This window comes from Bradyrhizobium sp. CB1717, from assembly GCF_029714325.1.
Classification (GTDB): Bacteria; Pseudomonadota; Alphaproteobacteria; order Rhizobiales; family Xanthobacteraceae; genus Bradyrhizobium.
The window spans coordinates 6,673,070-6,687,857 of the sequence record NZ_CP121666.1 but is presented as its reverse complement, the minus strand read 5'-3'; the positions used below and the strand labels follow the sequence as shown (position 1 = coordinate 6,687,857).

Annotated in this window: 12 protein-coding genes; 7 read left to right on the top strand and 5 right to left on the bottom strand. The window is 65.9% G+C overall.

Translation table 11 applies throughout. The annotated features are described in order from the left end of the window. Positions 1-23 precede the first annotated feature (23 nt). The 5 genes from QA649_RS31315 to QA649_RS31295 all read left to right on the top strand — a co-directional run bounded on the left by QA649_RS31315 (position 24) and on the right by QA649_RS31295 (position 3,798). Positions 24-818 carry an amino acid ABC transporter permease gene (locus QA649_RS31315; protein WP_283020581.1) on the top strand — a complete coding sequence of 265 codons (795 nt, stop codon included), beginning with the start codon at positions 24-26 and terminating at the stop codon, positions 816-818. Next, positions 815-1,504 (top strand): amino acid ABC transporter permease, encoded by a 690-nt coding sequence (locus tag QA649_RS31310; RefSeq protein WP_283020580.1) that lies wholly within the window; start codon positions 815-817, stop codon positions 1,502-1,504. The genes QA649_RS31315 and QA649_RS31310 overlap by 4 nt, the downstream gene beginning before the upstream one ends. Positions 1,505-1,533: 29 nt before the next feature. After that, positions 1,534-2,304 (top strand): amino acid ABC transporter ATP-binding protein, encoded by a 771-nt coding sequence (locus QA649_RS31305; RefSeq protein ID WP_283020579.1) that lies wholly within the window; start codon positions 1,534-1,536, stop codon positions 2,302-2,304. Positions 2,305-2,399: 95 nt separating this feature from the next. Continuing rightward, complete coding sequence (locus tag QA649_RS31300) at positions 2,400-2,591, top strand: hypothetical protein (protein WP_283020578.1); 192 nt, start codon at positions 2,400-2,402, stop codon at positions 2,589-2,591. A 28-nt stretch (positions 2,592-2,619) separates the two neighbouring features. After that, positions 2,620-3,798, top strand: coding sequence for an MFS transporter (locus QA649_RS31295; protein ID WP_283020577.1), 1,179 nt, complete (start codon positions 2,620-2,622; stop codon positions 3,796-3,798). Between the two features lie 756 nt (positions 3,799-4,554). Here the strand turns inward: QA649_RS31295 and QA649_RS31290 are convergent. From QA649_RS31290 to QA649_RS31280, 3 genes are read right to left on the bottom strand one after another with little or no spacing between them, the layout of a single operon-like run. Further along, positions 4,555-5,139 carry a DUF1254 domain-containing protein gene (locus QA649_RS31290; protein WP_283020576.1) on the bottom strand — a complete coding sequence of 195 codons (585 nt, stop codon included), beginning with the start codon at positions 5,137-5,139 and terminating at the stop codon, positions 4,555-4,557. After that, a complete protein-coding gene (locus QA649_RS31285) occupies positions 5,136-5,714 on the bottom strand; it encodes a DUF1214 domain-containing protein (protein WP_260385022.1) in 579 nt (192 codons plus the stop codon). The genes QA649_RS31290 and QA649_RS31285 overlap by 4 nt, the downstream gene beginning before the upstream one ends. A 9-nt stretch (positions 5,715-5,723) precedes the next feature. After that, entirely contained in the window at positions 5,724-8,015 is a 2,292-nt protein-coding gene (locus tag QA649_RS31280; RefSeq protein WP_283020575.1) for a PBP1A family penicillin-binding protein, read from the bottom strand. 295 nt (positions 8,016-8,310) lie between these two features. Between QA649_RS31280 and QA649_RS31275 the strand changes: the two genes are divergently transcribed. Both QA649_RS31275 and QA649_RS31270 read left to right on the top strand, forming a co-directional pair. Then, a complete protein-coding gene (locus QA649_RS31275; protein WP_283020574.1) occupies positions 8,311-8,826 on the top strand; it encodes a YcgN family cysteine cluster protein in 516 nt (171 codons plus the stop codon). 155 nt (positions 8,827-8,981) lie between these two features. Then, positions 8,982-10,568 carry an MDR family MFS transporter gene (locus tag QA649_RS31270; RefSeq protein WP_283026146.1) on the top strand — a complete coding sequence of 529 codons (1,587 nt, stop codon included), beginning with the start codon at positions 8,982-8,984 and terminating at the stop codon, positions 10,566-10,568. On the opposite strand, the gene QA649_RS31265 is transcribed toward QA649_RS31270, so the two are convergent. Both QA649_RS31265 and QA649_RS31260 read right to left on the bottom strand, forming a co-directional pair. Further along, the gene (locus tag QA649_RS31265; protein WP_283020573.1) at positions 10,540-12,279 is read right to left on the bottom strand and encodes an alpha/beta-hydrolase family protein; all 1,740 of its coding nucleotides are present in this window, start codon (positions 12,277-12,279) and stop codon (positions 10,540-10,542) included. The two genes, QA649_RS31270 and QA649_RS31265, sit on opposite strands and share 29 nt — an antisense overlap. A 21-nt stretch (positions 12,280-12,300) precedes the next feature. Next, a complete protein-coding gene (locus QA649_RS31260; RefSeq protein ID WP_283020572.1) occupies positions 12,301-14,784 on the bottom strand; it encodes a GAF domain-containing protein in 2,484 nt (827 codons plus the stop codon). Positions 14,785-14,788 lie beyond the last annotated feature (4 nt).

Below are 14,788 nucleotides of genomic sequence, written 5' to 3'. Positions count from 1 at the left end.
CAAACCGAGCCCTGAGGTTCGCCATGTTTGCAGTGCTTCTTGAACAGACGGCGGATGGCCAGCGCTATATCGACTGGCTTGTGTCGGGCCTCGGCTGGACCCTGGCGCTGGCATTCTTCGGCTGGTGGATTGCTTTTGCGGTCGGGGTCATCGTCGGCATCGGCCGCACCGTGCAGAACCGCGCCGTCGCGGCGCTTGCGCGCCTCTATGTGGAGATCTTCCGCAACATCCCGGTACTGGTGCAGATGTTTCTCTGGTATTTCGTCCTGCCGGAGATTCTTCCCATCTCGCTCGGAAACGCCATCAAGCAGATTCCGCCGCCGTGGGGATCGTTCTTTCCGGCACTGGTGTGCCTCGGTCTCTACACCGCTGCCCGGATCGCCGAACAGGTTCGTGCCGGGATCGAGGCCCTGCCGAAAGGGCAGGTCGAGGCGGCAAGCGCGCTCGGGCTCAGCGGCTATCTGACCTATCGCCATGTCATCGTGCCGCAGGCGCTGCGCCTGATCATCCCGAGCCTGACCAGCGAGGTCATGGGCATCTACAAGAACACCTCGGTCGCGCTCACCATCGGGCTGATGGAGCTGACGGCGCAGGCCCGCCAGATCAGCGAAGCGACGTTCCAGACTTTCACCGCTTTCGGCGCCGCAACGCTTGTCTACCTCGCGCTGGCGCTCATCGCCTATCAGGGGATGGCCCTGATCGACAGGGCCGTGCGCATTCCGGGCACGGGACGTGCGGAGGACGCGGCCAAGCCCGCCGCGACGCACGCCGCCCAACAGGTCGGCTCGTTGCCCGACGCGATGGAGGTCGTGAAATGAGCAGCCTCGATTTCTCCGTTGTGCTTCAGGCGTGGCCATACCTCTGGTCGGGCCTGCTGTTTTCGCTGGCGCTGACCGCCGTTGCTTTCGTGGTCGGCCTGATCCTCGGCACCTGCCTGGCGCTGGTGCAGCATTTCGAGGTGCCCGTGCTCGGCAAGCTCGTGCGTGGCTATGTCGCCCTGATGCGCTCGATCCCGCTGATCCTGGTTCTGTTCTGGTTCTTCTTCCTGGTGCCGATCGTGCTTGGCCATCTCGGCGGCAACGGGCGGCCGGTTCCGATCGGCGCGACCTGGACGGCGTTCATCACCTTCGGCCTGTTCGAGGCCGCCTACTATTCGGAGATCATCCGCGTCGGATTGCGGGCGGTGAACAAGGGACAGTTCGAGGCGTGTCAGGCGCTGGCACTGTCCACCTTCGACACCTATCGCTCCGTGATCCTGCCGCAGGTGCTCCGCGTCGCGAGCCCCATCATCCTGAGCCAGACCATCATCCTGTTCCAGGACACCTCGCTGGTCTACGTCCTGTCGCTCACCGATCTGCTCGGCGCAGCCTCGAAGCTCGCGCAGCTCAATGGCCGTCTGGTCGAGATGTATCTGGTCATCGCGGTGGTCTACCTCGCAATCAGCTCGGCGGCATCGCAATGCGTGGCGTCCCTGCGCAGGCGATATGCGATTGCAGGCCGCTAGCGGTTCATCCTGTTCTTTGGAGAGGAAAGATGCTTCAGCTTGCTGCGGGGAACAACACGGGAGCGCCTGCGTCGATCGTCACCGTGGAGAACCTGGTGAAGCGGTTCGGCCATTTCACGGCCCTGAATGACGTCAACCTCACCGTCGCGGCCGGCGAGAAGATCGTGCTGTGCGGTCCCTCGGGCTCCGGCAAGTCGACGCTGATCCGCTGCATCAACCACATCGAGAAGCACGATGCGGGGCGGATCGTCGTCGATGGCGTCGAGCTGACCGGCCGGATGGACGACATCAACGGCGTCCGCCGCGAGGTCGGCATGGTGTTCCAGAGCTTCAACCTGTTTCCACACCTCTCGGTCGTCGAGAATTGCATGCTGGCACCGATGAAGGTGCGAGGCCTGTCGCGCGCCGAGGCGCATGAGCGGGCGATCGGTCTGCTCCGCAAGGTGCGCATCCACGACCAGGCAAACAAGTATCCGGGGCAGCTCTCCGGCGGCCAGCAGCAGCGCGTCGCCATCGCACGGGCGCTGTGCATGCAGCCGAAGATCATGCTGTTCGACGAGCCGACCTCTGCGCTCGACCCTGAGATGGTCAAGGAAGTGCTCGACACCATGGTGGAGCTCGCGCGGGACGGCATGACCATGGTCTGCGTCACGCACGAGATGGGCTTTGCCCGCGAGATCGCGGACCGGGTGGTGTTCATGGATCGCGGCGCGATCGTCGAGGAGGCTGATCCCGAGACCTTCTTCCGCGCGCCGAGGACGGACCGGGCGAGGGATTTCCTCGGCCAGATCATCCACTAAGACGAACGACGTCAGGTCTGGAGCGAACGGGGCAGGGTGCTACGCGGGCCTACCTGGGCTCGACCGGGCCGGCCGGTTTCGGCAGGCGCGTCGGCATGATCTCGTTGCCTTCCAGGGTGACGGGTGCCGCCGCGCCGCTCGCGCTGGGGCTGATGGTAGAGCACATCGGCAGCAGCGCGCTGTGGATCAGCGCGCTCGTTTCGCTCTCGGCCTTCTTTGCGCTCTTGCTGTTACGCAACGAGCAGGCAACATCGACGCCCCTCAAGGTGGGAGAACAAAATTCCTAGGCTGAGCGGTCGGTCCCTGATTGCGGTGATGTGCATCGGCCAGGTCGGCAATCTGCTGCCGCATGTGACGCTGTCCGCAAACCTGGCGCAGCATCTGATGCCGGCGTGGGGTCTCTCGGCCGCCGAAGGCGGTTTGATGGCGAGCGGCTACGCGTTCGGCTACATGCTCGCCGTGCCCGTGCTGACGACCTTGACCGACCGCATCGATGCGCGCCTCGTCCTGCTCTGGGGCTCGATCGTCAGCGGGCTCGCCACTGCTGCTTTCGGCATCTTCGCGCAAGGGTTTTGGTCGGGGACCGCGATCTGGTCGCTTGCGGGGCTTGGATTTGCCGGCGCCTACATGCCGGGCCTGAAGGCGCTGACCGACCGGCTTCCCCCGGGCGACACCTCGCGGGCGGTCACGCTGTACACCTCGAGCTTCTCGGTCGGTGTCGGCCTCTCGTTCCTCGTCGCGCAACTGATTGCCGACCGTTGGGGATGGCGGTCCGCTTTCCTTGTCACCGGCTGCGGCCCGATCGCAATGGTGGTCGCGTGTCTCCTGATCGATGCGCGGCAGCCAGCGCCGAAGGCCGGGCGGCTGCTGAACTTCGCGCCCGTCTTCGGCAACCGCGAGGCGCTCGGCTACATCCTCGGCTATGGCGCGCATTGCTTCGAGCTCTACGGCATCCGCACCTGGCTCGTGGGGTTCTGGACCTTCGTCGTCGCGCATCAAGGCGCGCCGTCGTGGCTGAGCCCCGTCGTGCTGAGCTTCTGCTTCGCGGTGATCTCGATGCCCGCCAGCATCCTTGGCAACGAGGCCGCGCTGAAATTCGGCCGCCACCGCGCGATCACGTTTGTGATGATCGCATCGGCCTGCGTGGCGCTGGCGATCGGGCTCAACGCGAGCGCTCCGGCCTGGCTGCTCGCACTGCTGCTGCTTCTCTACGGCCTAACCGTGCCGGCCGATTCAGGCGCACTGACCGCCGGCATGTCGGCCGCGGCGGCATCCGAGCATCGCGGCGCGACCCTTGCCTTGCATTCGACGGTCGGCTTCGGCCTCTCGGCGATGGGTGCGTGGGGCACAGGCGCCGCGCTCGACATCGCCGGCGGCCCGCAGAGCGCAAGCGGCTGGCTGCTGGCGTTCGTCGTTCTTGCGGCAGGGATCGCGGTGGGGCCGCTGGCGCTGCTGTGGGCAAGGTTGCCTCATGCGAAGAAGCAACGATCGTGAACGCATCGCTCCTAAACGAAAACACCCGCGACGGACGGCTCCGCGCGGGTGTGACGAACTCTCGATGATGCCAGTATGCCCCTGTTTTGCCCGACGGGTCAAACGTGCTCGTAGGTTGCCAATAGGGCCACATGCCTGATGGTTCGCGGATCGGTGAACGGTGACGTTCAAACGTCCGGCATATGCCCGGGACAAGCCCGAGCGTATCTTGAGACTGCAATTCGCAGAACTATTGTCGGGCCGCGCCGCTGGCTCCGGGGATCTGTCCCCCGAACTTTGACGGGCCGGTGCCACTGACGCTCGTCGGTCCGCCGGCCGTCCCATTCGGGTCGGACCTGGCCGCGGTCCGGCCGGGGCCGTGCATCATGTTCATTGAATTGAACCAGCCGTGGTGGTGATGGCGTTTGGCGCTGTGGGCCGAGGCATAGCCGGTCGAGCAGGCCAGTAAGATCGCTAAAGTAAGCGTTGCTGTTTTCATCTGGGTTTCCTCTCAGTTGAGGAAACGGCATGGGCAAGCGACTTGTTCCAAGGCTACGCCGATCTGGAAACTGGAAGCGTCTCTCAAGTGTCGGTCACGTCGACGGGACGCTCCGCGCCGCCTGACCACATGATCAAGCTGACGACCACGCAAAGCATCACGGCTTACAAATGGGTGCACCCGACCGAAGAGAGATAGTCTAGTGATTTCAATACCCCCGCTACTGTGCATGGGGTTGTTTTCGCAACTTTTTGTTTGGCACCGCCGAAACGGCCCGCTCAGCGCCGTCCGCGCGGGGCCTCGGCCTTCGCCGGCGGCTCGGTCTGCGGGCCGCAGGTCGCAGCTTGAAGCGTCGCTTGCGCCTGCGGCATCAGGCCGGGCTCGGGGGCCAGCGCCTTCATCACGATCAGGCCGGTGGTGCTGGGGGAGTCGATGATCAGGCGGTCGGCCGCGGTGACCTCTTCGTCCTCCGGCAGCTCGTTGTGCTGCGCTTCCGTCATCAGGTCGAGCTCGATCACCTTGCGGCCCGCCGAGCGGTCGTTGATGGCGTAATAGGCGATCTCGTTGCGGGTGTAGAACGACACCGAGGTGTAGGCCTGGCTCACCGGCACGGTCAGCTTGATCGGACCGCCCGAGAGGTCGTAGCGGCAGATCGCCAGCGCAAAGGCCGGGTCCATGAACGGCATCGGCGAGGTCTGCGGATCGGCGAGCGGCAGTTGCGTCACGCCGTTGAGCTTGGTCATCGGCGTCAGCCGCGAATAGGCGTCCTGCGTCGCGATCCGCGGCAGCGCCAGCACGCTGACGAGATGGACCACGAGGCCCAGCACCACGCCGGCAACGATGGTGAAGGCGAGGCGGATCATGAGCAGCCCACCGTCGAGATCGTGGGCATCGGCGCATCGCGCTGGGTGCGCGTCGCGACCCCGACAGGTGTGTCGTAGAGGCGCAGCATCAGCGCGTAGCGCTCGATGCCGCCGGTCGGCAGCCAGTTGCCGGCGCGCGAGCGCGAGGCGATGCGGATCTCGAACGTGCCGTCGGACGACCGCACGATCTCCTGGCTGGTGAAGCCGTAGCGGGCAAGCGAGTTGGCGACGAGATGACCCTTGCGGTCGTACAGCGTCAGCGTCCAGAACCGCGCCGGCGGCGTCACGCCTGACACGACGACGTCGCAGCGGCCGTCGAGCGCCTTCTTCTTGTCATCAGTGGTCGCGGTGAAGGCGACGCCGTCGCCGGTGCCGATCGGTAGCTCGCCGTTGCGCACGATGGTGGCGCGCGAATAGGGATCGACGTCGGCGGTGCCGGTGCGCGGGCGCGCGGTCCAGGCGCCGATGGTGAGCGCGCCGATCTCGGTGCCGCGCGTCGTCGTCATCCAGGTGGCGCCGACGCCGACCACGGTCGCGAGCAGAAGGGCCGTCAATGTGATCAGGATCAGCCGCACGGGTTTCGATCAGTTCTTGCGCGGGGCGGATGTGTTCGCATTCTCTTCCGCGTAATTCTGCGGGAAGGCGAGTGCGCTCGATGCTGCGGACGGCTTGGCCGGCTTGCTGTCGTCGGCCGCCGATTTGTTCGCGGTCTTCGCCGCGTCATCGAGCAGCTTCTCGACGCGCACCAGAATATCGGCGCCGCGCTTGGTCAGCACGGGCGGCGGACCGGGCTTGGTCTCCAGCACCTTCGGCGCCGCGCTGGCCTGCGCGTTCGCGTCCTTCGGCTGAGGCGGCAGCTTCTGGCCCATGCCGATGCCGGGGATCTCCCGGACCTCGACGCCCTGATGCGCGGCGACCATGATGTCGTGCCAGGTCTGCGCCGGCAGCGAGCCGCCGGTCATGCGGTTGGTCGGCGAGTAGTCGTCATTGCCGTACCAGACCGCGCAGGTGAAATTGCCGGTGTAGCCGACGAACCAGGCGTCGCGATACGCATTGGTCGTGCCGGTCTTGCCCGCGGTCGGAATGCCGTCGAGGGCTGCGCGGCGCGCGGTGCCTTCGCTGACGACGTGGCTCATCATGCCCGCCATGTCTGCGGCGATGTTCGGCGGAATGGCCTGCTTCGGCTTCGGACCGTCACGGTCCCAGCGCCAGACCAGATCGCCGGCGCCGGTGCGCACCTCCAGCACCGAATGCGGCGTCACCGACTTGCCGCGGTTCGGGAAGGTCGCGTAGGCGACGGCATGCTCGAGCACGGTGACTTCGTCCGAGCCGATCGGCAGCGACGGCGTGTCGGGCAGCGGCGCCTTGAGGCCGAAGCGGCGCGCGACCTCGACGATCTTGGCGCGGCCGATCTTGGCCGGGTTCGGCGCCTTTGGCTGCTCCTTCTGGCCGATCGCGATCGACAGCTTCACCGGCACGACGTTGATCGAGCGTGTGATCGCCTGCGTCAGCGTCACCGATCCGGAATAGGAATGGCCATAGTTCTGCGGGCACCAATTGCCGATGCAGACCGGGCCGTCGACCACGACCGAGTTCGGCGTGAAGCCGTTGAGGAGGGCGGTGGTGTAGACGTAAGGCTTGAACGACGAGCCGGGCTGGCGATAGGCGTCGGTGGCGCGGTTGAACTGGCTGGCGCCGTAGTCGCGCCCGCCGACCATGGCGCGGATGCCGCCGTCGAGGTCGGCGACGACGGTCGCCGCCTGCGTTGCGTGATAATCGCGGCCGAACTGGCGCAGCTGGTTCTCGATGGCGTCTTCGGCCGCCTTCTGCACGTTGGCGTCGATGGCGAGGCGTACCACGAAGACGCGCTCGACGTAGGATTTCGGGAAGGTATCGACCAGCTTGCGCATCTCGTCGAAGGCGTAGTCGAGGTAGTAGTTCGGCGAAGCCTCGTCGCGGCGGTCGACGGCGAAGGCCGGGTTGCGGCGGGCGCCGAACACCTGGCCCTCGGTCATGAAGCCGGCATCGACGAGGTTGTCGAGCACGACGTTGGCTCGCGCGCGGGCGGCGGGCAGGTTGATGTGGGGTGCGTACTTCGTCGGCGCCTTGAACAGGCCGGCGAGCATCGCCGCCTCCGAAAGCGTCACGTCGCGCGCCGACTTGTTGAAGTAGAAGTGCGCCGCGCCGTCGACGCCAAAAGTGCCGCCGCCCATATAGGCGCGGTCGAGATAGAGCTTGAGGATCTCGTTCTTGGTCAGGCGCCATTCCAGCCAGATCGCGAGGAAGGCCTCGTTGACCTTGCGCTCGATGGTGCGCTCGTTGCTCAGGAACAGGTTCTTAGCGAGCTGCTGGGTGATCGAGGAGCCGCCCTGGCGGACGCCGCCGGCTTGCGCGTTGGTGACGAGCGCGCGCGCGGTGCCGGCGATGTCGATGCCGAAATGCTCGTAGAAGCGGCGGTCTTCGGTCGCCAGCGTCGCCTTGATCAGGACGTCCGGAAAGTCTTCCAGCGGGATGGAGTCGTTGTGCTTGATGCCGCGGCTGCCGATCGGGTTGCCGTAGCGGTCGAGGAAGCTCACCGCCAGATCAGACTTCTTCAGCCAGTCCTCGTCCGCGGTCTCGCGGAAGGCGGGGATGGCGAGCGTGAGCATCACGACGAGGCCGCCGAGCCCGAGCGTTGCGCCCTCCGACAGCGGCTCAATGAACACCCAGCGCTTCCACCGCCCGACATAGAAGCGGTCCATGAAGGTCGAGTAGCGCTCGTAGAGCTCGCGGATGCCCTTGGCCGAGGAGAACAGGGAGGAGTCGATGCGCGCATCGAGGTCCAGGAAGAAATTCCGGACCTTCTGCTTCCAATGCGGTGGTATGATCTGGCGCACCTAGAACCCTTGAGGCTTGGTTCGAAAGCGTTCAAGCACCCGGCCGGGGGCGGCATCGAGACGTCTTGAGGGAATGTTGCGGCAAACCCAAGGCGCCCGGTTCGCGTCCTCTGGGGACTTGCTGTTCCTTCTAGCCGAGCAGGACCCATAAACCAATGGTCAGGCTCGCGATTTTGAACAACAGGCCTAATTGACCCCGGTTCATTACGGGCCTCGAAGGGCGTCTGCTTGCACCCTCACGTCCGCCCGCCCTAGATGGCGTTAGCCGTAGCTCTTTCGAATCTTGTTGAGGCGCATGACCGCAGCTCCCAAACGACCTTCCGGACAGGAAGGATTCTTCTGGAAAACCAAGACGTTGGAACAGATGTCTGGGGAGGAATGGGAAAGCCTGTGCGACGGCTGCGGCCGCTGCTGCCTGAACAAGCTGGAGGACGAGGACACCGGCCAGATCTATTTCACCCATATCGGCTGCAAGCTGCTCGATGGGACGACCTGCGCCTGCAAGGACTACCCGAATCGTTCCGACAAGGTTCCCGACTGCGTCCGCCTGACCCCGGCCAATGTCCGCACCCTGAACTGGCTGCCGCCGAGCTGCGGCTACAAGCTCGTCGCCGAGGGACGCGACCTTTATTGGTGGCACCCGCTGGTGTCAGGCGATCCCAACACCGTTCATGAAGCCGGCGTCTCCGTGCGCGGCCGGGTCGAGGGCAGCGAGGAGGAGGTCCCGGACGAGGAGCTCGAGGACCACATCGTGCAATGGCCGGCCGTGCTGCCGAAGCGGGCACGCCTGAAGCGACGCCCGAAGGACTGAGCGGCCGCGCGCCGCCGATCACGTGTTCGGGATGACCCGGGGGTGGGATGCACCCATGCGCCGCGGTGCCTGCCTGGGAAGAACTTTGCTGTCTACATTGGGCTGCATAGAACGAATCCTGCGCGGCGTTGCGCCGCCCCATGCGTCCGATCGAGATGAACAAGTTCGACCGGCAGAGCAGTTCTGCCGACATCCAGGCGTTGCCCGACGACATCGCCGAAGAGCTGTCCCACCTTCCGAGCGAGGTCATCAGCGTCGATGACGCACCGTCCATCGCGCCGCCGGCGCCGCTGAGCTCCGACGAGGTCCGCACCATCGTCATCAGCCTGATGCTGACGATGTTCCTGGCAGCCCTCGACCAGACCATCGTCGCGACCGCGCTGCCGACCATCGGACGCCAGTTCCAGGACGTCTCGAACCTGTCCTGGGTGATCACGGCCTATCTGCTCGCCTCGACCGCGGTCGCGCCGGTGTTCGGCACGCTCAGCGACATCTACGGCCGCAAGGCCATGATCATCACCTCGCTGAGCCTGTTCGTGACTGGCTCGATCCTGTGCGCAATCGCGCCCAACATGCCGATGCTGATCCTCGCGCGCGGCCTCCAGGGGCTCGGCGGCGGTGGCATCATGCCTGTCGTGCAGACCGTGATCTCCGACGTCGTGAGCCCGCGCGAGCGCGGCCAGTACCAGGCCTATTTCTCCAGCGTCTGGATGGTCGGCGGCATTTTGGGCCCGGTCATCGGCGGCGTGTTTGCCGAGCACCTGCACTGGTCGATGATCTTCTGGATCAACCTGCCGCTCACGGCCGCCGCACTCGCGCTGCTGCTGCCGAAGATGAAGAAGATCCCAGTGTTCCACCGCAAGCGCAAGGTCGATTGGCTCGGCGGCGTGCTGCTGATGGCCTCCGCCGTGGTCTTCATGCTGGTGCTGACCTGGGGCGGCACGCGCTATCCCTGGCTGTCGCCGACCGTGCTCGCGATGGTGGGCGGTGCCGTCGCGCTCGCCGTCACCTTCGTCTGGCACGCCCGGCGCGCGGACGAGCCGTTCCTGCCGCTGCCGATGCTCGGCGGAAAGGTCGCGCCGTTCGGCCTGACCGCCGGCGGCTGCGCGCTCGGTGCGATCACGGGCCTCACCGTGCAGCTCCCGCTCTATTACGAGTCGGTCTACCATCTCAGCGCCAGCGAGGCGGGGCTTGCGCTGATTCCGCTCGCGGCGGTCTCGACCTGCGGTGCGGCGATCGCCGGCCGCACCATGGCGCGTGCCAAGCACTACAAGCGCGTCGCCATCGTCGGCACGTCCTGGGCCGCGCTGTGCGGCCTCGGCCTCACGTTCACCACCTTACCGCTCTGGGGGCTGCTGACGCTAATGGCCGCGTTCGCGCTCGGCCTCGGCACGACGTTCCCGGTCTGCGTGGTCTCGCTGCAGAATTCGGTCCCGCGTCCGCAAGTCGGGACCATCACCGGCGCGCTGAACTTCTTCCGCTCGCTGATGTCCTCGTTCACGGTCGCGGCCTTCGCGGCGATCCTGCTGATCGCGCTCGGCGCCGACATTCCGCTCGCCGGCGAACATCATGTCGCGGGCAGCATCCCAGCGATCCCCACCGAGGACATGCGGCACGCATTCCGCTACGTCTTCGGCGCCGCCACCGCGCTGATGACCGGCGCCGCACTCTGCCTGATCATGATGGAGGAGCGGCCGCTGGCCGGCCCCTCCGTCACGCCGCAGGTGGAGATGGCGGAGTAGAGTTAGCCGCCGCGATCGGCGTAGGGATCTTCGCCGGCAGGGTCAGCGGCCTCCTGCCGCGCTCTCTCGCTGCAAGATGGCTTTTCAGCCGCGCCAGTGCATCGGCAGACCAATCACTGATATCGGTGACCGCGACCCAGGCATCGACGTAATGCTCGGGCGCGTAGACATGGCCAAAGCCCATCGGGGTATGGGTCGCGACCGCCATGTCGAGGGCGAGCTGCAGCATCGTCACGATCGGATACCAGCGCAGCTCCGGTGAGACATCCGGTCCGCGCGGCGCGCTCATCCAGGCCGGGGCCTGAAAGGCATCGCGATAGGCGAAGAACGTGATCGCGTCGCTGGCATATTGCAGGTAGACGACGCGCATCGGGCCCCAGGGCGTATCTGGCGGCACCGTCGGCCCGTTCTGGTTCATGAAGCGCACGAAGCGGCTGTCGCGGAATTCCGGAAGCCACGCCGGCGAGCCAGCGTTGCGGTTCGCGGTGACCGAGCGCCAGATGCGGCTCTCGAATGGTGGCCCGCTCCATAGCGCGCCGGCAATGGGATCACCGATCGTCTCGAACAGCTCCGCGGATTTTTCCGAGTTCATGGCGCCGAGGCTGAGCCCGTGAAGATACAGCTTCGGCCGCTTGTCCTTCGGCAAGCTTGTCCAGTAGCCGTAGATTTCCGCGAACAGGGCGCGCGCGGCCTCTGCGCCGTATTCGGGCTGAAACAGCAGCGACAGCGGGCTGTTGAGATAGGAATATTGCATCGCGACGCTCGCGACATCGCCGTGGTGGAGATATTCGACCGTATCCATCGCGGACGGATCGATCCAGCCGGTGCCGGTCGGCGTGATCACGATCAGGATCTTGCGTTCAAAGCCGTGCTGGCGCTTGAGCTCGTCCAGCGCAAGCCTTGCACGCGCCTGCGCCGTGCCTCCGCCGGCGAGGCCCACATAGACGCGCACGGGGTCATGTGCGGCCCGGCCCGTGATGGCGCTGATGTCCGCTGCGGTCGGACCCGAGGCAATGAACCGGCGGCCCGTACGCCCGAGCTCCGTCCATTTCACCAGCGACGCCGGACTTCCCGTGCGATCCGGCGCGGTCGGCTGCGGCCGTTCTGGCTCGTGCAGGGCGTCGAGTTCACGGAAGGACGAATCAAGTGCACGAAATGCCGTGCTGATCAGGACGTTACTGGCGATCGACCAGAACAGCAGGCCGGCAGCCGCGATGCCAATGACGTTCGCGATCTTGCGTGGAATGATGCGCTTCGCGTGCCAGATGAGGAATCGCGACACAAGCGCGAACAGCCGCCCCAGCAGCAGCAATGCGGCGAACGTGACGATGGCGATGGCGCAGACCTTGAAGGGATGCGCGGTTTCGACCGGCGCCATCTTCATCACAGTGCGGATCGAGTTCTGCCATTCGGCGGCGCGCCACAGATAGATGACGACGACGATCAGGCAGCCGGCCGCGACCAGCGCATTGGCACGCGAGCGCAGGCGCGTCGAGGGCTCGGGCAGCTCGAGATAATGCCACAGCCAGCGCCAAAGGTTGCCGGCGAGGTAACCGATCGCAAAGCAGGCGCCGGCAAGGGCGCCTTGCGTGAGATAGCTTCGCGGCACCAGCGTCGGCGTCAGAGCGGCCGCGAAGAACAGCGCGCCCAGCATGAGGCCGACGCCGGACAGCGAGAGCGATTGTCGCCGAATGAGCCGGGTCAGATACATGAGAGCACCTTGTGAACGAAGCTACCGTCCGTCCTTGTCCGGGAAGCCGCTCTTCCGCGGCAGCAGAATCGTGAACTCCGTGAACTTGCCCGGTTCGGTCGCGACGTCGATCGTGCCGCCGTGCTGCTTGACCACGATATCATGGCTCATCGACAGCCCGAGGCCGGTGCCTTCGCCGGCCGGCTTGGTGGTGAAGAAGGGATTGAACATCTTCTCCTTCACCTCGTCCGGAATGCCGGTGCCGTTGTCGCGGATTCGGATCTCGATGCTGTCGCCGCGATCGCGCGTCGTGGCGGTCACCATCGGCTCGTACCCCGCGCCGCCGTCCTCCGCCTTGCGCCTGGTCACCGCGTAAAATCCGTTCGAGATCAGGTTCAGCAGTACCCGCGTGATCTCCTGCGGAAACACTTCGGCTTGGCCGGCCGCGGGATCGAGCTCGTGCTTCAGCGTCACGTCGAACTGCGGTGTTTCGGCGCGGGCGCCGTGGTAGGCAAGATTGAGGCTCTCCTCGACCAGCGCGTTGATGTCGCTCAAGCGGTGCTCGCCGCCGCCCTCGCGCGAATGCAGCAGCATGTTCTTGACGATTGAATCGGCGCGCCTGCCGTGTTGCACGACCTTGTCCAGATTGTCCTTCAGAAGTCCCGTCAGCTCGGCGACCTCGCTGCGGACGTCGCCCGCGAGCGGGACGGGCGCCAGCACCTCGTTCAACTCGCTCGTCAGCTCGGCGGAGAGCGAGGCAAAATTGTTGACGAAGTTGAGCGGGTTCTTGATCTCATGCGCAATGCCGGCGGTGAGCTGGCCGAGCGAGGCCAGCTTCTCGGTCTGGATCAGTCGGTCCTGCGCGGCCCTGAGATCATCGAGCGATCTGGCGAGCTCACGCGTGCGGTCCTGCACCTCGTTGAACAGGCGCGTGTTCTCTATGGCGATCACGGCCTGATCGGCGAAGGTCTTGAGCAGGTTGATCGCCTTGTCCGGGAACTGACCGGCCACCGGCCGCGTCACCGCGATGGTGCCGATCGCGACGCCGTCGCGCAGCATCGGCACCACGAGAATGCTGCGATAGCCGCGGGTCCGCGCCAGCTCCTTCATGGCGTCGGTCAGATCAGGCTCGTTCTGCATGTCGCTGCGGAAGGCATATTCTCCGCTCGTCGCCACCCGGCTGTGAATGCCCGACGAGGACAGCGGCGCCGGGAAGGAGCTGAGCAGGTCCGCATTGCCGGCTTCATTGTCGGTGGTGAAGGCGGCCAGATGCAGCATGCCGTCGATGACGCGGGTGACAGTGGAGGAATGCCCGCCGATCAGCGCCTTGGCACTGTCGGAGATCGCCTGGAACACCGGGGTGACATCGGCCGGCGAAGCCGCGATCACCTTCAGGATGTCGGCGGTCGCAGTCTGCCGCTCCAGCGCTTCCCTTGTGGCGTTGAACAGGCTGACATTCTTGATCGCAATCACCGCCTGGTCGGCGAAGGTCTGCAGCAGCCGCACATGATGTTCGGCGAACGCGCCGGTCGCGCGGCGCGTGGCGATGATGATGCCGATGGCTTCGCCCTCGCTCATCAGGGGCGCGAACAGCATGCTGCGATAGCCGCGGGCGCGCGCGATGTCGCGCGCGGCGGGCTCAAGCTCGGTGTCGGGCAATTGCGCCGCGGCTCCGTTGGCCACGAGCCGGTAGGGCGGGAACTGCGCGAAGGGGACGGGGAACGAGGCCTGGAGCACGCGATCACCGGCCGGATCGGTCGGCGTGAAGGCCGCAAGATGCGCGGCGCCGTCGTTGTAGCGCAGCACCGCGGTGGAGAAGCCGCCGATCAGCCGGTTGGCATTGGCGGCGATCGCGTCGAACACCGGCTGCACGTCCGACGGCGAGGCGGCCATCACCTTCAGGATGTCGGCCGTGGCGGTCTGGCGCTCCAGCGCCTCGCGCGTCTCGTTGAACAGCCGCGCATTCTCGATCGCGATCACGGCCTGGTCGGCAAAGGTCTGGAGCAGCTGCACAAGATCGGTTGCGAATGCGCCCGGCTCGGCGCGCGTGACGCTGATCATGCCGACCGGCGTGCCCCGGTTCATCAGCGGCATGAACAGCACGCTGCGGAAGCCGCGCAGCCGCGCAAGATTCCTGTTCAGCTCCGGGACATCGTCGGCCTCGCTGTCGGGAAACTGGATCGTCTCGCCATTGCGAACCAGGGCGAAGGTCGGAAAGTCCGCGATCTTGCGCGGGAACGATCCCTTGAGCCCCTCGTCAGCTTCAGGACTGGTCGGCGTGTAGGCCACGAGATGCAATTCGTCGCCGATGAACTGCAGCACGGTGGCGGAGAAGCCGCCGAGCAGGCGCTTCGAGCTGGACGCGATCGCCGCGAAGACCGGCCGGGCATCCGATGGTGAGGCCGCGATGGTGCGCAGGATCTCCGCGCTGGCATTCTCACGATCGCGCGCAATCGCGAGTGCGCTGCGTAGCCGCGCGTTCTCGGCTGCGAGTTCGTCGGCGGCATCGTGGGAGGGGTCGGTCATTCGC